Origin of the sequence: Micrococcus sp. R8502A1 (assembly GCF_006704135.1) — a bacterium.
GTDB classification, from domain to species: domain Bacteria; phylum Actinomycetota; class Actinomycetes; order Actinomycetales; family Micrococcaceae; genus Micrococcus; species Micrococcus luteus.
The window spans coordinates 1-17570 of the sequence record NZ_VIGS01000014.1; the positions used below are offsets into that span (position 1 = coordinate 1).

Annotated in this window: 19 protein-coding genes; 7 read left to right on the forward strand and 12 right to left on the reverse strand. The window is 74.5% G+C overall.

All coding sequences use genetic code 11. The features are described 5' to 3' along the window. The first annotated feature begins 210 nt into the window (after positions 1 to 210). On the forward strand, positions 211 to 1401 hold the full coding sequence (locus FLM69_RS04410) for an MFS transporter (RefSeq protein ID WP_255502708.1): 1191 nt from the start codon (positions 211 to 213) through the stop codon (positions 1399 to 1401). Between the two features lie 142 nt (positions 1402 to 1543). Next, positions 1544 to 1816, forward strand: a complete 273-nt coding sequence (locus FLM69_RS04415) for a GlsB/YeaQ/YmgE family stress response membrane protein (protein ID WP_061866994.1) — start codon at positions 1544 to 1546, stop codon at positions 1814 to 1816. A 109-nt stretch (positions 1817 to 1925) separates the two neighbouring features. On the opposite strand, the gene FLM69_RS04420 is transcribed toward FLM69_RS04415, so the two are convergent. From FLM69_RS04420 to infC, 4 genes are all read right to left on the reverse strand, one after another. Then, on the reverse strand, positions 1926 to 2822 hold the full coding sequence (locus FLM69_RS04420; RefSeq protein ID WP_049145970.1) for an RNA methyltransferase: 897 nt from the start codon (positions 2820 to 2822) through the stop codon (positions 1926 to 1928). Between the two features lie 136 nt (positions 2823 to 2958). Continuing rightward, positions 2959 to 3345: a 50S ribosomal protein L20 gene (gene rplT, locus FLM69_RS04425; RefSeq protein WP_041105250.1), complete on the reverse strand. Its 387-nt coding sequence runs from the start codon at positions 3343 to 3345 to the stop codon at positions 2959 to 2961. An 88-nt stretch (positions 3346 to 3433) separates the two neighbouring features. Further along, a complete protein-coding gene (gene rpmI, locus FLM69_RS04430; protein ID WP_002853699.1) occupies positions 3434 to 3628 on the reverse strand; it encodes a 50S ribosomal protein L35 in 195 nt (64 codons plus the stop codon). Between the two features lie 104 nt (positions 3629 to 3732). Then, a complete protein-coding gene (gene infC / locus FLM69_RS04435; protein WP_225348917.1) occupies positions 3733 to 4755 on the reverse strand; it encodes a translation initiation factor IF-3 in 1023 nt (340 codons plus the stop codon). Positions 4756 to 5083: 328 nt separating this feature from the next. Between infC and FLM69_RS04440 the strand changes: the two genes are divergently transcribed. Continuing rightward, positions 5084 to 5455 carry a DUF1844 domain-containing protein gene (locus FLM69_RS04440; protein WP_036313345.1) on the forward strand — a complete coding sequence of 124 codons (372 nt, stop codon included), beginning with the start codon at positions 5084 to 5086 and terminating at the stop codon, positions 5453 to 5455. Between the two features lie 67 nt (positions 5456 to 5522). Here the strand turns inward: FLM69_RS04440 and FLM69_RS04445 are convergent, their stop codons facing one another. After that, positions 5523 to 5999: a hypothetical protein gene (locus FLM69_RS04445; RefSeq protein WP_041105247.1), complete on the reverse strand. Its 477-nt coding sequence runs from the start codon at positions 5997 to 5999 to the stop codon at positions 5523 to 5525. Between the two features lie 367 nt (positions 6000 to 6366). On the opposite strand from FLM69_RS04445, the gene FLM69_RS04450 reads away from it, so the two are divergent. Then, entirely contained in the window at positions 6367 to 6615 is a 249-nt protein-coding gene (locus FLM69_RS04450) for a WhiB family transcriptional regulator (RefSeq protein WP_002854852.1), read from the forward strand. Positions 6616 to 6677: 62 nt separating this feature from the next. On the opposite strand, the gene FLM69_RS04455 is transcribed toward FLM69_RS04450, so the two are convergent. From FLM69_RS04455 to FLM69_RS04465, 3 genes are read right to left on the reverse strand one after another with little or no spacing between them, the layout of a single operon-like run. Further along, complete coding sequence (locus FLM69_RS04455; RefSeq protein WP_036316015.1) at positions 6678 to 8186, reverse strand: sensor histidine kinase; 1509 nt, start codon at positions 8184 to 8186, stop codon at positions 6678 to 6680. After that, on the reverse strand, positions 8156 to 9739 hold the full coding sequence (locus tag FLM69_RS04460) for a tyrosine-protein kinase family protein (RefSeq protein ID WP_061866996.1): 1584 nt from the start codon (positions 9737 to 9739) through the stop codon (positions 8156 to 8158). Before FLM69_RS04460 ends, FLM69_RS04455 begins: the two co-directional genes overlap by 31 nt. A gap of 2 nt (positions 9740 to 9741) precedes the next feature. Further along, the gene (locus tag FLM69_RS04465) at positions 9742 to 10389 is read right to left on the reverse strand and encodes an SAF domain-containing protein (protein WP_060973787.1); all 648 of its coding nucleotides are present in this window, start codon (positions 10387 to 10389) and stop codon (positions 9742 to 9744) included. 225 nt (positions 10390 to 10614) lie between these two features. Here FLM69_RS04465 and FLM69_RS04470 point away from each other — a divergent pair, with 225 nt between their 5' ends. Continuing rightward, positions 10615 to 10839 carry a helix-turn-helix domain-containing protein gene (locus tag FLM69_RS04470; protein ID WP_002854861.1) on the forward strand — a complete coding sequence of 75 codons (225 nt, stop codon included), beginning with the start codon at positions 10615 to 10617 and terminating at the stop codon, positions 10837 to 10839. A gap of 15 nt (positions 10840 to 10854) precedes the next feature. Here FLM69_RS04470 and FLM69_RS04475 read toward each other — a convergent pair whose 3' ends face one another. Next, the gene (locus FLM69_RS04475) at positions 10855 to 11412 is read right to left on the reverse strand and encodes a hypothetical protein (protein ID WP_036383497.1); all 558 of its coding nucleotides are present in this window, start codon (positions 11410 to 11412) and stop codon (positions 10855 to 10857) included. A gap of 156 nt (positions 11413 to 11568) precedes the next feature. On the opposite strand from FLM69_RS04475, the gene FLM69_RS04480 reads away from it, so the two are divergent. After that, entirely contained in the window at positions 11569 to 12321 is a 753-nt protein-coding gene (locus FLM69_RS04480) for a LysM peptidoglycan-binding domain-containing protein (protein ID WP_044659782.1), read from the forward strand. A 50-nt stretch (positions 12322 to 12371) separates the two neighbouring features. Next, on the forward strand, positions 12372 to 12884 hold the full coding sequence (locus FLM69_RS04485) for an Rv3235 family protein (RefSeq protein WP_061866997.1): 513 nt from the start codon (positions 12372 to 12374) through the stop codon (positions 12882 to 12884). A gap of 87 nt (positions 12885 to 12971) precedes the next feature. Here FLM69_RS04485 and secA read toward each other — a convergent pair whose 3' ends face one another. From secA to FLM69_RS04500, 3 genes are all read right to left on the reverse strand, one after another. Beyond that, positions 12972 to 15707 (reverse strand): preprotein translocase subunit SecA, encoded by a 2736-nt coding sequence (secA, locus tag FLM69_RS04490; RefSeq protein WP_061873065.1) that lies wholly within the window; start codon positions 15705 to 15707, stop codon positions 12972 to 12974. A 174-nt stretch (positions 15708 to 15881) separates the two neighbouring features. After that, positions 15882 to 16559: a ribosome hibernation-promoting factor, HPF/YfiA family gene (hpf, locus tag FLM69_RS04495; protein ID WP_061873066.1), complete on the reverse strand. Its 678-nt coding sequence runs from the start codon at positions 16557 to 16559 to the stop codon at positions 15882 to 15884. Between the two features lie 149 nt (positions 16560 to 16708). Further along, complete coding sequence (locus FLM69_RS04500; protein ID WP_122054428.1) at positions 16709 to 17500, reverse strand: ComF family protein; 792 nt, start codon at positions 17498 to 17500, stop codon at positions 16709 to 16711. Between the last annotated feature and the right edge of the window lie 70 nt (positions 17501 to 17570).

Here is a 17570-nt window from a genome sequence, read left to right on the forward strand (position 1 = left end):
ATTAATTCGTAGCCGTTTGTTTTCAAGCAGAGGACGGCTTACGGTTCGTAGCCCCGTCTCGTGGGCTCGGAGATGTGAATAAGACCCAGCACTCCCGCCGCCGACGGCGCCCACGACCGTTCCCCCCGCGCCCCGCGTCCGACGCGCCCGGACCCGTCCATCCCGCCGACCGCGCCGACGGGCCCCGGCGCGCTGCTGGGCGGCCACCGCGTGCGTCTGCTGCCGGCCATCCTCGCGCTGGCCCTGGGCAGCTTCGCGATCGGCACCACGGAGTTCGCGATGATGGGCCTGCTGCCGCAGGCGGTGGCCGACCTCGGCATCGGTCTCGAGGCCGGCGGCGTGCTCATCTCCATGTACGCGTTGGGCGTCGTGATCGGCGCTCCCCTGCTGGCCGCGTCCTTCGCCCGCGTCGACCGGCGGGTCACGAGCATCGTGCTGATGCTGCTGTTCGTCGTGGGGCACGTGGCCGCGTTCCTCGCCCCGGACATGGGGAGCATGATGGCGGCCCGGTTCGTGTCGGGCCTGCCCCACGGCGCCTACTTCTCCGCGGCCGCCCTGGCCGCGGCGGACCTCGCCGGGCCCGCCCGCCGCGGCCAGGCCGTGGCCTGGGTGATGGCCGGGCTGTCCGTGGCCAACGTGCTGGGCGTGCCGGGCGCGACGGCGCTCGGGCAGGCCGTCGGCTGGCGCTGGATGTTCGTCATCGTGGCGGTCTGCGCGGCCCTGTGCGTCGGGGCGACCGCGTGGCTCGTCCCGTCCGTGCCGGCCCCCGCGGGCGCCTCGGTCGGCCGCGAGCTGCGCGGTCTGGCCTCCGGCCGCCTGTGGGCGACGGTGGCCGTGGGCGTGATCGGCTTCGCCGGCATGTTCGCGCTCTACACCTACATCGCGCCGCTGCTCACGGAGGTCGCGGGCCTCGAGGAACGGTGGGTCCCCGCCGTGCTGGCCCTCTACGGCGTCGGCATGGTGATCGGCACGCTCGTCAGCGGCGCCCTCACGGACCGCGACCCGGTGGGCACCCTGCGCCTGAGCTTCGGGCTCAGCGCGGTCTCGCTGGCCGCCGTCGCGCTGACGGCCTCGTGGGCTCCGGTGATGATCGTGTTCCTCTTCTGCGTGGCCGTCAGCGGCTCCGGGATCGCCCCGTCCCTGCAGGTGCTGCTCGTGGACTCCGCGCCCACCGCACCCCAGCTGGCCGGTTCGCTCAACCACTCCGCGCTGAACATGGCCAACGCGATGGGCGCGTGGGTCGGGGCCGCCGCGATCGGGGCCGGTGCGTCGCTGCGGACCCCGCCGCTGGTCGGCGCGGGCATCGCCCTGGCGGGCCTGGTGCTGGCGTTCCTGCTCGTGCGCCGCGACGTCGCGGCCTCACCCGGCGTCCGGGCTGACGACGGCGGCTCGCCCCGCTGAATCTCCCACACGAGGCCGGGGCGAACCTCGTCACGTCGGAGAATCTCGAAAAAGTCGGGGCGCCAGAGGTGGCCCCCCGTGAAAATCCCTTGCTACGTTCCTTCTCGTACGTCAGATTCGAAACCCGAAAGGAACCATCATCATGGGCATCATTGGCTGGATCGTTCTCGGCCTCATCGCCGGTGCCATCGCTCGCGCCATCCTCCCCGGACGTCAGGGCGGCGGCTGGCTCGGCGCCCTCCTCACCGGCATTGTCGGTGCTCTCCTCGGCGGCTGGATCGCCTCCCTGGTGTTCAACATCAACGTGAACGAGAAGTTCTTCAGTCTGGGCACCTGGATCTTCGCGATCATCGGTGGTGTCATCGTCGCGGCCGTGTGGCAGGCCATCACCCGCCGCACCGGCACCCGTGCCTGAGTGAGCTGAGCGGCCCGGTTCGACCCGGACACGCAGAAGGGGCGGGGATCCACGCGGATCCCCGCCCCTTCTGCGTGTCCGGACGGCTGGCGCCGCCTCGTGCGCCACGTCAGCCGGCGCGCCGCGCCCCCGCCATCGCGGACGAGTACAGGCACACCGTGGCGGCGGTCCCCACGTTCAGGGACTCCGCGGCCCCATACAGCGGCACCGCCACCCGGCGGTCCGCCAGTGCGAGCTCACCGTCGTCCAGGCCCTGAGCTTCGTTGCCGAACAGCCACGCGGTCGGCGCGGCAACCACGCCGGGGGCGAGGGCGTCGAGCCGGTCCGAGGCGTAGCCGTCGGCGGCCCACACCTGGAGGCCTGCGGCCCGGGCTGCGGCCGCCGCCGCCTCTGCGGGGACGGCGGTGGCCACGGGCAGGTGGAACAGCGACCCGGCGGTGGACCGGACCACCTTGGGGTTGAACGGGTCGACGGAGCCCGGGGTGAGGACCACCGCGTCCGCCCCGGCCGCGTCCGCGGCCCGGATGACCGTGCCGGCGTTCCCCGGGTCCTGCACGCGGCACAGCACGGCGGCCAGGCGCGCCTCCTCGAGGACCGCTTCGACGGCCTGCGGCTCCGGCATCCGCGCCACGGCGACGATGTCCTGCCCCGTCACGGCGTCGGCCATGGCGGTGAGCACCTCGTCGCTGGCCTCGCGCACCAGGACGCGCTCACCACCCGGCGTCGGGCGGTCCCGGACGCGCGCCACGAGCTCGGCCAGCGCGGGGTCCCGGTCCACGAGTCCGCCGGACACGTACACCTGGGTCAGCACCCGCCCGGCGCGCCACTGCCCCGCGGCGGCCGTCGGCCCCTCCCCCAGGTGGGCGCGCAAGGCCTCGCGGCAGGCCTGCGGCCCCTCGACGAGGAACGTGCCCGTCCGGCGTCGGGCGGAGCGGCCCGCGAGGGCTGCCACCGCGCGCACGCGCTCGGCGCGGGGATGGGTCATCGGCTCGGCGTGCGGGGTCATGGGGTCTTCCTGGTCGGGGCTCGGCTGCGGGTGCGCAGACGCCGACGGGGCGGGCCTCGGTGGAGGACCCGCCCCGTCGGCGGTGGTGCTCACGCCTGGGGCGTGGTGGTGGGGCTCTCAGGGCCCCGGAGCCGGCTCAGCGGGAGACGGCGGGGGCGTTCACGTCCGCGGGCAGCGCCTCGCGGGCGGTCTTCACCAGCACAGCGAAGGTCGCGGCGTCGGAGACGGCGATCTCGGCCAGCATGCGGCGGTCCACCTCGACGCCGGCCAGCTTGAGGCCCTGCATGAAGCGGTTGTAGGTCATGCCGTTGGCGCGGGCGGCCGCGTTGATGCGGGTGATCCACAGGCGACGGAAGTCACCCTTGCGCTTGTGGCGGTGCTGGTAGTTGTAGGTGAACGAGTGGAGCATCTGCTCCTTCGCCTTGCGGTACAGGCGAGACCGCTGGCCGCGGTAGCCGGAGGCGCGCTCCAGCATGGTCCGACGCTTCTTGTGGGCGTTCACTGCCCGCTTCACACGTGCCACGTGCGTACTCCAATCTGTGTGGTCCCCGGGGCGCGCACTGGCGCGTCACGGCCGAGGAGGAAGGGGTTCCGGCGAGGCCGGGGGGGTGTCAGATGCCGAGCATCCGCTTGATCTGCTTGATGCTGCCCTTGGAGACGAGCTGGTCGCCCTTGAGACGGCGGGTCAGGCGCGAGGACTTGTGCTCCAGGTAGTGGCGGCGGTTCGCCTGCTGGCGCATGATCTTGCCGGAGCCGGTCACGCGGAAGCGCTTCTTGGCACCGCTGTGGGTCTTCATCTTCGGCATGGCTGCCGTTCTCCTTCACTCATCGCTGCCGTGCGCGGCGCGCGCGGCAGTGCTGGTCACCCCGGTCCGTCCGGACCGGGCTGGTCTGTGGCGACCCCGGGGGGTCAGGCCCGAGGACCGGGCTTGGGGGCACCGCCGCGGGGGGCGGCGGGCTTGGGCGGGGCCGGCATCGGCTTGGCCGCCGGCTTCGGAGCCGACGACGGCGCGGCCGGCTTGGCGGCGGACCGCGGCTTCGGCGTGGCAGCCGGCGCAGCCGAGGACTGCGGCTTCGGCGTCGCGGCCGGCTTCGGGGCCGATGCGGGCGTGGCGCTGGAGGCCGGCTTCGCAGCCGGGGCGGCCGCGGCCGGGCGGGGAGCCGCCGGGGCCGGGGTCTTCGGCGCCTGCGTCGTCTCGGCCGGGGCCGCGGAGGCGTTCTCCTGCGTCCGGGCGGCCATGGCCTTCAGCTGCTCGGGGAACGCATCCCCGACCGAATTCCGCACCGGGGCGGAGTCGGACGCCGCCTTCTGCGCGGCGCGCTCCTTGGCCTCGCGGGCGGCCTGGTCGCGACGCGAACCGCCGCCCTGACGCTCGCGGTGGCTCTCGGCCGAGTTCTTGCGCTGGTCCGCCCGCGCATCGGCCTTGGTGCGCAGCGGGCCGACCACCATCACCATGTTGCGGCCGTCCTGGCGCGGCTGCGATTCGACGGTGCCCAGCTCGGCGACGTCCTCGGCGAACTGCTGCAGCAGCTTGATGCCGAGTTCGGGACGCTGCTGCTCACGGCCGCGGAACTGGATGATGGCCTTGACCTTGTCGCCCTGGCTCAGGAACTTCTTGGCGTGGCCGGTCTTGGTCTCGTAGTCGTGCTTGTCGATCTTCAGGCGGAAGCGGACCTCCTTGAGGACCGTGTTCACCTGGTTCTTGCGCGACTCACGGGCCTTCACCGCGGCCTCGTACTTGTACTTGCCGAAATCCATCAGCTTGCACACCGGAGGCTTGGCCGTGGGGGCCACCTCCACGAGATCCAGGTCCGCCTCGGCGGCGAGCCGGAGGGCGTCCTCGACGCGGACGATGCCGACCTGTTCGCCGTTCGGGCCGACCAGGCGGACTTCCGGAACGCGGATACGCTCGTTGATGCGGGGATCGCTGATGGTGGTACTCCTCTGTGTGAGACGACGGGTGACCCCGCGCCCACCGGAGGGGCCCTCGGAAACGAGGAAGGCCTCCCCTGCGCGGACGCAGACGGAGGCCTCGACACGATCCCGTCGGACGGGACCCTCGGTGCGGGCTGCGCGCCACGACGCGGCGGTCCCGACCGGCGACCCGGCAACTCGGCCCGGGGCGAACCGGACATCCTGCTGACGCGGGTGGGAGAGAGGCCTCCACTTTGCTGCTCCTGGCCCGTGCATGCCCGCCCCGGGGTCACCGGATGACGAGGTCTTGCGCGGACCACGAGTGGTCTATGGGAAGCTTACCACCATGACAGACGAACGTCAGGCCCAGGACGCCACCCCCATGGACGCCCCCGCCGAGATCCGCGACATCCACGAGGTCCCCGCCGTCGAGGTCATCACGACCACCGCCGTGCACCTGATGACCGCCGCCGCCGTCAAGTGCGGCCTGGCCGACTCCCCCGACGCCCGCGAGCTCATCGATCTCGACGAGGCCCGCAAGCTCATCACGGCCCTCGCCGGGCTGGTCACGGCCGCGGCCCCCGAGATCGGCAGCCAGCACGCCGGACCGCTGCGCGACGGGCTGCGCTCGCTGCAGCTGGCGTTCCGTGAGGCCTCCCCGTTCCCGGACGCCCCGGGCAAGGGCCCCGGCGAGAAGTTCACCGGCCCGGTGAACTGACCACGGCCCCGATGACGACGACGGCGCGCCCCTGGCCGGGGGCGCGCCGTCGTCGTCGGGGCGGGGCTCAGGCGTCCGTCGAGGCCTCCGGGGCGGGGGTGAGATGCCGGGTGACCGGCGTCGTGAAGAGGGTGAGCAGCGCGACGCCGGAGACCGCGAGCAGCGGCCCACCCAGAGCGGCGGCGTCCACGCTGAAGAGCCACGAGGACAGGAGCACACCGAAGAGCTGGATCGCGACGGCGGCGCCGCGGCTCCACGCCCGACCGCGCAGCAGGGCGACGGCGGTCGCAAGGATCCACAGGGTGAGCAGCGCGTAGATGACGACCAGCATCACGCGGGCGCCGGCCGGGAGCACCCCGTCCGCCGCATGCACCACCGCGTCCACGGCGAGCCAGAGGAGCGCGCCCGCCTCGAGCACGAGCGCCGCGGCGACCACGAGGACGGCCACCGGCAGGCCCCGGCCGGGGCGGGGCGGGACCGTCGTCGCGTCGGCGCCCGACGACTCGGACGGGGCGACGGGGTCGGGGCGGCGGGACTGTGCCATGGGGCCTCTCCTGCGGGACGGCTGCGGGGACGGACGTGTCCCCCACCGTACGCCGGGCGGTGCGCGGGCCAGGTCCGCGGCGACGCGCCGCCCCGGGCACAGGTGTGACCAAGGACTCACTGGGAGGTGCGGTGATGCACCTCATTCACCTCTTGTTCACTCGTGAGGGCCGTGCGAGGATGGCACGCGAAAGATTCCCGGGGGCCGCGTTCGTACGAAAGCGGTCCCCGTTGCAATGACCAGGGTCGCCCTCCGTATCGGTCGTGCCGCGCGTCGTCCGTGCAGGCCCCCGCGCCCGCCGCCGGCGGAGGCCGTGACCACCGGCGCCCGCGGGCTCCGGCTCTTCCGACAGAAAGTGAGCGGACCGATGGATTGGCGCAGTAAAGCAGCGTGCCTGGACAAGGACCCGGAGCTGTTCTTCCCCGTGGGCAACACCGGCCCCGCCCTCCTGCAGATCGAGGAGGCCAAGGCGGTGTGCCGCTCGTGTGAGGTCGTGGACACGTGCCTGAAGTGGGCCATGGAGTCCGGCCAGGACTCGGGCGTCTGGGGCGGCATGAGCGAGGACGAGCGGCGCGCCATGAAGCGCCGTGCGGCACGCGCCCGCCGCGCCTCCTGACCCACCCGGACCACCGGCCCCGTCGACCTCGTCGACGGGGCCGTCGTCATGCCCGGCCGGGTTCACGTCAGGGGCAGTCGCAGCACGACGCGCGTGCCGCCGTCGTCGGACCGCTCCCAGCGCAGGGTGCCGCGCAGGTCCCCCTCCACGAGCGAGTGCACGATGCGCAGGCCGAGCCCCGATCCCTCGCCCGCGCGGGGAGACTCCCCCGGCACCCATCCGTCGGGGGCGGCGGGGCCGCCGTCCGTCACGGACACGACCAGCACCGTTCCTGCGGGGGTCGACTCGCGGTCGGCGTGCAGGCCCACGCAGCCACCGCCCGGCGCCGTGCCGTGCTCGACGGCGTTGGCCGCCAGCTCATTGAGCACCAGCGCCAGCGGCGTGGTCACGTGGGAGGGCAGTTCACCGAACTCGCCCGTGACCGCGACCTGCAGCGGCCGCCCGTCCCCGGCCACCTCGACGGCCAGGCGGAACTGCCGCTGCAGCAGACCGTCCACGGGGACCTGGTCCTCGATCTCCTCGCTCAGCGTCTGGTGGACGAGGGCGATCGTGTCCACCCGCTGCATCGCCTGACGCAGCGCACGCTCCGCCTCGGGCGAGGACGTGCGCCGCGCCTGCATGCGCAGCAGCGATCCCACGGTCTGCAGGTTGTTCTTGACGCGGTGGTGGATCTCGCGGATGGTCGCGTCCTTGGTGAGCAGACGCTGCTCCTGGCGGCGCAGCTCGGTCACGTCGCGCAGCAGCAGCAGCGCCCCCTGCCAGCCGTCCGGACCGAGCAGGGGGACGGAGCGCACCGTGAGGGACGCCCCGCCGGACTGCACCTCCCGCCGTCCGGCACGCAGGCCGGTGAGCACCGCCCACGTCCCCTCGTCGGTGGGAACGCGGGCGGCCTCGGTGCTGGCCAGCACGTCGGTGAGCCGGTGCCCCTCGAGGGTCGAGGCGATGCCCAGCCGGCGCAGGGCGGAGACCGCGTTGGGACTGGTGAACTCGGCGACCGAGTCCGGCCCGAGCACGACGAGGCCGTCCCCCACCCGCGGCGTGCCGCCCGCCCAGAGGCCGGAGGGCTCCTCGGGCGCCGGCCAGCGGCCGTGCTGCATCATGTCCAGCAGGGTGCTGGCCGTCCGGCTGTAGTTCTCCTCGATCACCGAGCGCGCCGGCCGGCCGTTCGGGTCCGCGTGCGCGGAGACGACCGCGATGACCCTCCCGGCGCGGACCACCGGCCACAGACGCACCTGCAGCGTGCCTCCCGGGGCCTCGACGGGGCCGGCCCCCTCGGCCCGCTCCCCGCCATGCCACGTCTGCCCGACGACGGCCCGCAGGTCCGCGCGGGCGCGCGAGCCCACGATGTCGCGGTGGAAGAGGGTGGGAGCGGTGAAGGGCCGGACCTGGGCGAGCGCGACGAACCCTCCGGCCTCGTCGCGGCGGGGCACGGGGCACCAGAGCACGAGGTCCGCGAGCGCCAGGTCTGCCACGAGCTGCCAGTCCCCCACGAGCCGCTGCAGCCAGGCGCGGTCCTCGTCTCCGATGTCCGGGTGCGACGTCAGGGGGTCCTGCGCGAGCGAACTGACCATGGGATCAGGGTACGGCGACGTGCCGGGCGGCCCGTGTCCGTGGCGTCGCGGGCGGCGTCGGACGACACGGCGGCGATGGTCTGCGAGGGCCGTGCGCGGTGCCGTCCGCGGCGGGCGGGGCGGGCAGGGACACCGGCCAGCGTGGCGAGGGCGCGACGCAGCGGGCTGTTCGGAGCGGCCTCGGCGAGCACCTGGCCGGCGAGCAGCGCGGGGTCCGCGGCGGCCGGGTCCCACGGCAGGAACGCCTCCAGGGGCGTGGCCGGCGAGGCGTAGCGGTTCCAGACGGCCTCGACCTGCCCGCGCGGGGCGACGCCGGCGGCCGCGGGCCGGAGCCGGTTGACCACGACGCGCAGCCGTGCGGCCGGGGCCACCTCCGCCAGCTCCTCGACCCCGCGGACCAGGCGGGGCAGCGCGACGGCGTCCGGCCCGCCGACCGCGATGACCTCGTCGGCCGCGGCGAGCGCCGCCAGGGTCGCACCGTTGCGCTGTGGGGCGGGCACGTCGAAGGACAACTCCTCGTCCTGCTCGAGACCGAACCCGACGTCGACGACCACGCGGTCCCACCGTTCCCTGGCGGCCGCGATCAGCGCGGAGACGGCGGCGGGGCGCAGCTCGGGCCACCGGTCCACGCGGGTGAGCCCCGTCAGAACCGTCAGGTCCGCGCCGGCGACGCGGACGCGGACGCCCGCGGCCGCCAGGTCGGCGGCGCCCAGCCGGCCGTGGTCGGCCCGCCGCACGGCCCGCGCCACGCCGGCCGACTCCTCCGTCAGCCCCAGGTGCACACCGACGGCGGGGCCGTACGTGTCCAGGTCGATCAACAGCGTGTTCCGGCCGGCCACGGCGTGCTCGGCGGCGAGGTTCACGGCGACGGTGGTGCGTCCCGGAGCGCCGGTGGGGCCCCACACCACGGTCACCAGGGACTCCCGCGCGGGTCCGGCCGGTTCGCCCTCCTCCGGAGAGGGTGCGGGGTCGGCTCCCTCGTCCGCCGTGGCGGGGCCGCCGTCGGGCGTGGCCGCGGCGGGGGCGGCACCCGGCCCGGCGTCGTCGGGCTCGTCGGCGCCGCGCCAGGGGTCCGTGAGGCCGGGCACCTCGTCCGCGCCGAGCGTCTCCAGGGTGATCGGCAGGTCGTCGAGGTCCTCGGCGTGATCCCGGGCGTGGTCGGCGTCCTCCCCGTGCGAGGTCTCCGGCCGGCGGCCCTCCGCGGCGGCGCTCGCGGACTCCACGACGACGGCCGCGATCTGCTCGGGGTCGGCGTCGGCGCGCACGCAGGGCACCCCCATGCTGCGGAGGCGACGGCGCTCGGTGCGAACCTCGCTGAGCGCCGCCACGCCCACGGGTCGGGGCAGCCGGGCCGTCTCCTCCAGGAAGGCGGCGGTGAGGGACTCGGTGTCCCCGGCCACGAGGACCGCGTCCACGAGACCGGAGCGGGCGATCGCGAGCAGCTCGGCGAGGTCCTCGGCCCGGCGGAGCACGGTGATGTCCGTCTGGTGCCGCTCGAGCGGGCCGATGTGGTCCAGGCCCGGCTGGACGGTGGTGGCCAGGGCGATGCGCACGGTCAGCGCACCCCGTGGGCCGGCACGAGGGTGACCCGCGCGTCCTTGACCTTCGCGTCCACGATGCGCGGCAGGGTCTCCTCCGGTGCCAGCAGCTGCACCCGGGTGGTGCCCGAGCCGCCGAAGCCGTTCTGCTCCGCCGCGACCTCGGAGATCTCGAGCGCCTCGGCCAGCCGGGCCGGGTCCGCATGGCCGCGGCCTCCCTCCGCCGGCATGGCCACCCAGACGTCCACGCGGTCTCCCACGCCCACGCCGGACGGGAGCGGCTCGTCCAGGGCCACCCCGACGGGACGACGGCCGTCCGGGTCCGCGTCCACCAGTGCCGCCGCCGGCAGCAGCTCACCGGCCCGGACCGTCCCGGAGACCATCCGCCCCTCGGGAGCCGGAGCATCGGCGCTGAGGTACCGCTCGCCGGCCTCGCTGAGGTTCACCTCCACGGGGCGCAGGTCCCCGGACGCGATGGGTGTGCCCGGGGGCAGGTCCTCCGCAGCTGTCCAGTACGCGGCGGTCTGCTGGGCGGAGGCGACCAGCGCCACGACGCCGGCGATCGAGGCGAGGACGAGCACGAGACCGACGAGGAGCCGGGGATCCCGCCAGCGGGGCCGGCGCAGACGGCCGCCCTCGGCGGACGCGGACATGGTCGTGGACACCGGATGTTCCCCCCTTCGGACCGGCCCCTCGGGCCGCCGCGGCCCCGGCACCCCGTCGGTGTCGGCCCCTCCGCGCTGCGCCCAGAGTAACCACTGGGGCCGTGGATCGCCGGATCCGCCGCGTACGCTGTGGAAAAGTGTCGCCTCCGGGTGTTCCCGGGGTTGAATGGGTCGACGTCGTGGGCCGCCCGCGACCGTCCTGGACGCCTCGACCGAAGGAGCACCGTGCAGCGCTTTCTCACCCTGACCGACGTCGCGGAGACCCTGAACATCTCCGGTCAGGCCGCCCGTGCCCTGGTCCGCTCGGGTGAGCTGCAGGCCATCCAGGTCGGGGGCCGCGGTCAGTGGCGCATCGAGGTGTCCTGGCTCGAGGACTACGTGGAACGTCAGAAGGAAGTGACGCGCGCCCGCGTCCGGGAGTGGACCGAGGCGGACGCGAAGGCCCGCTGAGCCCACACGGTCTGCTCAGGCGGGGCGCAGCGCGGTCCGGACCGTCCCCAGCGCCCCGAACGGGATGACGAGCCGCCCGCGGACGGCCGCGGCCCGCCGGGCCTCGTCCCGCGGGTGGCGGGCGATGTCGAGGTGGTCGCCGCCGACCCGGTCCACGGTGCCCTCCGCCAGCGCCGCGCCGAGGCGTCCCGTCACCGCCACCGGCTGGCGCGTCCGCGCGATGCCGCGCAGCACCGTCCCCCAGCCGGCCGCGGCGAGCTCGGGCGCGGCCACGGCCCGGGTCAGGTCGGCCTCCACGGCCGCCACGCAGTCCACCGCGACGATCGCCGATCCCGAGCCGTCGACGTGCACGCCGACCCAGCCCTGGCCCACCGTGTGCACCACGCCGTCCACGACCTCGCCCCAGGCCAGGTGGAGCCGGACCTGCCGCCCTCGGGCTCCGCGCAGGCGGTCGGCCAGGGACAGCGCCATCCACTCCGCTCGGGTCAGCTCCGCGGCCTCGGCCACCGTCTCCTGCCAGCCGAGGTCGGCCCAGTGCGCCTCCAGGTCGTCGAAGAGTCCGTTCCACCGCATGCGCTCAGTATAGGAGGCTCAGCGCCGGACATCGGTCGTCATCAAACATCATCAAACATCACTCTTGACACCTATCGGCCCGTGCAGTTCACTGTGATCATCATCACCGGCCTGATCGCGGGATCCCGGCCGGACGGACGCACAGGAGGGGAATCCATGGAGCGCTCGACATCACCGGCCGGCCCGGCCCCGACCCGTCCGGTCGACGCGGCGGACGCCGTCGGCCTCACCGTCCTGCTTCTGGCCGGTCCCGGTCTGCTCGCCTGTGCCGCGGCGCTGCTGCAGACGGGCACCAGCGCGCCCGGGGCGGAACTGACCCGCGTGCTGGGCCTCGGTGCCGGTCTCGCCGGGCTCGGACTGCTCGCATGGTGGGCGGTGGGCCTGATCGGGCTGGCGCTCGTCGCGCTGGGGCGCCGCGCGGGTCGGCCGGCCTGGGCCCGCCTGGGCCGGAGCCTCACTCCCGCCCTGCTCGGACGCGTGGCAGGCGCCGTCGTCGGTGCCCAGCTGCTCGCGGCACCGGCCGCGTGGGCGGACGCGGCTCATCCCGTGCCGGACGCCTCCTGGACCGTGGCTGCGGTGCCTGCGCACGCCACCGGCGTCGAGGCCCCGGCGCCGGACGCCGCGTGGACGCCCCGGCCCCCGGCGCCGGCCCCACCGGGCGCCGGCACCGGCCGTGCGGATCCGGACCACCCGACCGTCACCGTCCGGCGCGGCGACTGCCTGTGGCACCTCGCCGCCGCCGAGCTCGGCCCGGACGCGACCCCCCGAGAGATCGACGCCCGCTGGCGCCGCTGGTACGAGGCCAACCGACGGGTGATCGGCGACGACCCGCACCTGCTGCTGCCCGGCACCGTGCTGACCTCCCCCGTGTTCACCCCGCACGCCGGCGTGGACGGACCACGGCCATGACATCCACGACCCTGCACTCCCCCGCTTCGCCTCGTCCTCAGGAGACCGCCATGACCACCCTCGCCACCCGCCCCCGCGCCGCTTCCGACCGGCGCACCGCCGACACCCTCCTCCACGGGCCCGCCCACAGCCCCGCAGTCCTGCCCCGCGGTGAGGAGATCGCCCGGCGGGCCCGCACCGAACAGGGGCGCGAGGAGCTGCGCCGCGTCCGCTCGCTCGCCGCCGTGATCGCCGTCGCCTGCGTCGAGGTCGAGACGGGCCGCCGTGCCCTGCGGGACCTCTCCGCCTGGCTCTCGCCCGAGGTCCTGGACAAGTTGACCCGTCGCATGGAGCTGCTGGGCGCCGTCGCGCCGACCGGGCCCGGTCGACGGCCCTCCGCGGCCGTCCCGCCCCGGACGCCCAAGTCCGCACCCCGCCCGGTGGGTGCCCGCGTGTGCGAGGTCGCGCCCGGCCGGGTGGAGGCCAGCGCGACGGTGCTGTGGGAGGGCCGGGCCCGGGCCTTCGCGCTCCGACTCGAGCGGCGGCTCAGCCGGTGGAAGGTGACGTCGGTCGAGATCGGCTGAGCCGGATCGTCCCGTCGGACTGACGAGCGAGGGCCCGGAGACCTGGAGGTCTGCGGGCCCTCGTCCTGCGTCGTGGCAGGATGCCGGTCAGCCGCGGCGGCCGCGGCGCTCCGCCTGACGGCGGGAGCGGCGGTTCGTGCCCGCCGCGACCGTGGCGCCGGAGTCCGTGCCGCTGCGGGTGACCGCGCTCTGCCCGTCCTCGGACGGACCGGTGAAACGCAGCTGCGCCGGCTGCTGCGGGGCGTCGATGCCCTCCACGGAGATCTGCGGGGCCATCGTCACGGCGCGGGCGTCCTGGACGCCGGGCAGCGACGTCGACGCGGGGGCCGCACTGATCTGCGCCTGGAACAGCGTGCGCACGGCGTCCTCGCGGATGGCGGCGAGCATGTTCTGGAACATCGTGTAGCCCTCGCGCTGGTACTCCACGAGGGGCTCGCGCTGGGCCATCGCGCGCAGCCCGATGCCCTCCTTGAGGTAGTCCATCTCGTAGAGATGCTCCTGCCAGCGGCGCCCGATGGTGGCGAGCACCACGCGACGCTCCGCCTCCCGCAGCGCCTCGGACCCCACCTGCGCCTCCCGGTCCTCGTACGCCAGGAGCGCATCGGAGACGAGTTCGCGCTTGAGGACCTCGGCCTTGAGCCGGCCCCGGCCGCCGACCTCGTCGAGGACGTCCTCCTGCGAGATGCCCACGGGGTAGAGCTCTGCCAGGTCCCGCCACAGCTGGTCGAGGTCCCAGTCGGTGGCGTGGCCCTCCTCGGTGGCCGCGTCCACGATGTTCCCGACGGCGTCCTCCACGAAGCGGCGCACCCGGTCCTGCAGGTCCTCCCCCTCGAGGATGGAACGGCGGTCCGTGTAGATGGCCTCGCGCTGGCGGTTCATCACGTCGTCGTACTTGAGCACGTTCTTGCGCTGCTCGGCGTTGCGCCCCTCGACCTGCGCCTGCGCGTTCTGGATCGCCTTCGAGACGAAGCCGAACTCGAGCGCCATGTCGTCCGGGATCGACGGGCTGTTCATGATCCGCTGGGCCACGCCCGGGTTGAAGTTGCGCATGAGCTCGTCCGTGAGGGAGAGGTAGAACCGGGACTCGCCCGGGTCGCCCTGACGGCCGGAACGACCGCGCAGCTGGTTGTCGATGCGGCGCGAGTCGTGGCGCTCGGTGCCCACCACGTACAGGCCGCCGGCCTCGATGACCGCGCGGTGCGCGTCCTCCACGGCGGCCTCGGCCTGCGCCAGCACCTCGGGCCAGCGGGCCTCGTACGCCTCCGGGTCCTCGGCGGCGTCGAGGCCCAGCTCCTGCATGCGGGCCACCGCCGTGAACTCGGCGTTGCCGCCGAGCATGATGTCGGTGCCGCGGCCGGCCATGTTGGTGGCCACGGTGACGGCGCCCGGGCGGCCGGCCTGCGCCACGATGGCGGCCTCGCGGGCGTGGTTCTTCGCGTTCAGGACCTCGTGGCGGACGCCGCGCTTGGCCAGCAGCGTGGAGAGGTACTCGGACTTCTCCACCGAGGTGGTGCCCACCAGGACCGGTTGGCCCTTCGCGTGCCGCTCGGCGATGTCGTCGACGACGGCGTCGAACTTGACCTTCTCGTTCTTGTACACCACGTCGTTGCGGTCCACGCGCTGTCGCTCCCGGTTCGGCGGGATCACGACGACGCCGAGGCCGTAGGTCGACGTGAACTCGGCGGCCTCCGTCTCGGCGGTGCCCGTCATGCCGGCGAGCTTCTCGTAGCCGCGGAAGTAGTTCTGCAGGGTCACCGTGGCCAGCGTCTGGTTCTCGGGCTTGACCTCGACGCCCTCCTTGGCCTCGATGGCCTGGTGGAGCCCCTCGTTGTAGCGGCGTCCCTTGAGCACGCGGCCCGTGTGCTCGTCGACGATCTGCACCTCGCCGTCGAGGACCACGTAGTCCTTGTCCCGCTTGAACAGCTCCTTGGCCTTGACCGCGTTGTTCAGGAACTGGATGAGCGTGGTGTTCTGCGTCTCGTACAGGTTCGTGATGCCGAGGTGGTCCTCGACCTTCTCGATGCCGGGGCCGAGGATGCCGACGGTGCGCTTCTTGTGGTCCACCTCGTAGTCCGTGTCCGCCTCGAGGCGGCGCACCAGCCGGGCGAACTCGCCGTACCACCGGTTGGCCTCTCCCTGGGCGGGGCCGGAGATGATCAGCGGGGTGCGGGCCTCGTCGATGAGGATCGAGTCCACCTCGTCGACGATCGCGTAGTGGTGCTCACGCTGCACGAGCTCGTCGAGGGACCAGGCCATGTTGTCCCGGAGGAAGTCGAAGCCGAACTCGTTGTTCGTGCCGTAGGTGATGTCCGCGGCGTACTGCTCGCGGCGTACGGCCGGGGTCTGGCCCGCCACGATGACGCCCGTCTGCATGCCGAGGAAGCGGAACACGCGGCCCATGAGGTCGGCCTGGTAGGAGGCGAGGAAGTCGTTGACCGTCACCACGTGCACGCCCCTGCCGGACAGCGCGTTGAGGTAGGCCGGGGCGGTGGCCACGAGGGTCTTGCCCTCGCCGGTCTTCATCTCCGCGATGTTGCCCTGGTGCAGCGCGATGCCGCCGAGCAGCTGGACGTCGTAGTGCCGCTGGCCGAGCGTGCGTCCCGCGGCCTCCCGGACCGCGGCGAACGCCTCCGGCAGGAGCAGGTCCAACGACTCGCCGTCCGCATGCCGGGCCCGGAGCGTGTCCGTCTCGGCACGCAGCTCCGCATCGCTGAGCGCCCGGAAGTCGTCCTCGAGGAGGTTCACGGCGTCCACCGTGGCCTGCATGCGCTTGAGGACGCGGTTGTCCGAGATCTTCAGGACGCGGTCGATGATCGAAGGCACTGGTTCTCTGCTCCCTTGCGGTGTGGCCGGGGCGGGACGGGATGCCCCTCGCGCTCGGCCGTGGCGCGGTCTCCGGGACAGTGTACGGGCCGAGTCCGGACGGGCCGCGGCGCCCGTCCCGGAGGGGACGGGCGCCGCGGCGTCAGCAGGTCGTGGTCGACGTCGGCGGGGCGGTCAGTCCTCGCGCGCCTGGTAGGCCCGCTCCCCCTCGGAGGCGGAGACGTGATCCTGCGGGAGGGACTCGTCCAGGCGGATCACGCCGTAGCTCCAGCCCCGGCGGCGGTAGACCACGGAGGGCACGCCGGTCTCGGCGTTCTGGAAGAGGAAGAAGTCATGGCCCACCAGCTCCATCGCGTCGACGGCCTCGTCCACGCTCATGGGGGTCGCGGGGAACGCCTTCTGGCGGATGCGCACCGGGGTGCCCACCTCGGGGGCGTCCTGCTCGGCGGCCTCCTCCGCGGCCAGCGCGGCACCCGACGGCGGCAGCGGCGGCACGAATCCGACCTCGCCCGCGCCGCGGGAGGCGCCGAGCTTGCCGTGACGGCGGTCCTTGCGGCGGTCGCGCAGGCGCCGCAGGCGCTCGGCCAGTCGGGTGGCGGCCTGGTCGAAGGCGACCAGCTTGTCGTCCGCGTCGGCCTCGGCCCGCACGACGTCCCGCGGGCCACGGACCGTCAGTTCCACGCGGACCGTCTCGTCCGAGTGCTTGTGGTGGGAGGACTTCGTCACGCGGACCTCGAGCGTGTCGGCGCCCTCGGCGAGCGGCTGGAGGCGCTCGGTGCGCTCGACGACGTGGTCGCGGAAGCTCTCCGGGAGCCTGAGGTTGCGGGCGATGTAGCTGACATCCATGGTCATGGCGTCCTCCTGGTCCGACTCTCACGGGTCCGGCCTCGGGAGGGGAGGTGCGCCTCGGTGTCGCGTCCGCAGGGCGGCGGCGGGTCCGAGGGTGCGACCTCCTTCCAGCCGTCGGCAGGACGGGAACCGTAGGGGCGATTCCGTGCCGTTCACCCTACCCGGGGGCCTGGCCGGGGGCCAGGCTCGGCGGGGTCCCGCGGCGGGGCCACGGCCGCGAGCACGACGGCCCCGACGGGGTGCCCGCCGGCGCGGCGCACCGCCTCCGCGAGCGCGGCGAGGGTGGCGCCGGTGGTGAGGACGTCGTCCACGAGCAGGACGGGCGCGCCGGCCGGCAGCCGCCCGGCGGCGACGCGCCAGTCCCGGGCCCGCCGGCGGCGCTGGCCCGCCCCGGCGCCCGCGTGGGACGGGCCGCCGCCCCGGAGCGTGCTCGCGCGGGGCAGCAGGCGCGCACGGACGGCGTCGGAGACCAGCCACGGCGCCGGCAGCGCCCGGGTGAGCTCGGCGAGCGGGTCGTAGCCGCGCCGTCGGAATCCGACCGCGCCGCCCGGGACCGGGACGAGCAGGGCGTGCCGCGCCCCGGGCAGGTCCGGCTCGAGACGCGCCGCGGCGACGGCCCGGCAGAGGGCCTCGCCCAGCACGCCGCGCAGGTGCAGCGCGTGATGGTCCTTGAACGCGAGCACGGCGGCCGCCAGCGGGTCTGCGTAGCGCCCGGCCGCCATCACCGGCAGCGGAGCGCCGCCGGGGCCCAAGGGTAAGGCCGGGGCGTCCTGCTCCGCCCGGAAGGGCCGGGACAGGACGGCGGTCAGTCCCTCCGCGCAGGCCGGGCAGAGCCGGTGGCCCGGCGCCGCGCACACCGCGCACTCGGCGGGCAGGACCAGGTCGGCCAGGGCCCGACCGAGGGCGCCGAACGCCGGGGACGGGGAGGACGGCGGGGAGCGCATGGGACGAGTCCACCGCACGACACCGCCGTCCAGGCGCCGGGGCGGGCCGCTGTGCGGGACAGGACGGCTG

Bases quoted from the DNA above. Each gene is read 5' to 3' on its own strand.
- hpf (WP_061873066.1), bottom strand. From the start codon at position 16,559: ATGACCATGGATGTCAGCTACATCGCCCGCAACCTCAGGCTCCCGGAG.
- FLM69_RS04415 (WP_061866994.1), top strand. From the start codon at position 1,544: ATGGGCATCATTGGCTGGATCGTTCTCGGCCTCATCGCCGGTGCCATC.
- rpmI (WP_002853699.1), bottom strand. From the start codon at position 3,628: ATGCCGAAGATGAAGACCCACAGCGGTGCCAAGAAGCGCTTCCGCGTG.
- FLM69_RS04420 (WP_049145970.1), bottom strand. From the start codon at position 2,822: ATGACCCCGCACGCCGAGCCGATGACCCATCCCCGCGCCGAGCGCGTG.
- FLM69_RS04455 (WP_036316015.1), bottom strand. From the start codon at position 8,186: ATGGTCAGTTCGCTCGCGCAGGACCCCCTGACGTCGCACCCGGACATC.
- FLM69_RS04440 (WP_036313345.1), top strand. From the start codon at position 5,084: ATGACAGACGAACGTCAGGCCCAGGACGCCACCCCCATGGACGCCCCC.
- FLM69_RS04485 (WP_061866997.1), top strand. From the start codon at position 12,372: ATGACCACCCTCGCCACCCGCCCCCGCGCCGCTTCCGACCGGCGCACC.
- FLM69_RS04480 (WP_044659782.1), top strand. From the start codon at position 11,569: ATGGAGCGCTCGACATCACCGGCCGGCCCGGCCCCGACCCGTCCGGTC.
- FLM69_RS04475 (WP_036383497.1), bottom strand. From the start codon at position 11,412: ATGCGGTGGAACGGACTCTTCGACGACCTGGAGGCGCACTGGGCCGAC.
- FLM69_RS04500 (WP_122054428.1), bottom strand. From the start codon at position 17,500: ATGCGCTCCCCGCCGTCCTCCCCGTCCCCGGCGTTCGGCGCCCTCGGT.
- FLM69_RS04445 (WP_041105247.1), bottom strand. From the start codon at position 5,999: ATGGCACAGTCCCGCCGCCCCGACCCCGTCGCCCCGTCCGAGTCGTCG.
- FLM69_RS04450 (WP_002854852.1), top strand. From the start codon at position 6,367: ATGGATTGGCGCAGTAAAGCAGCGTGCCTGGACAAGGACCCGGAGCTG.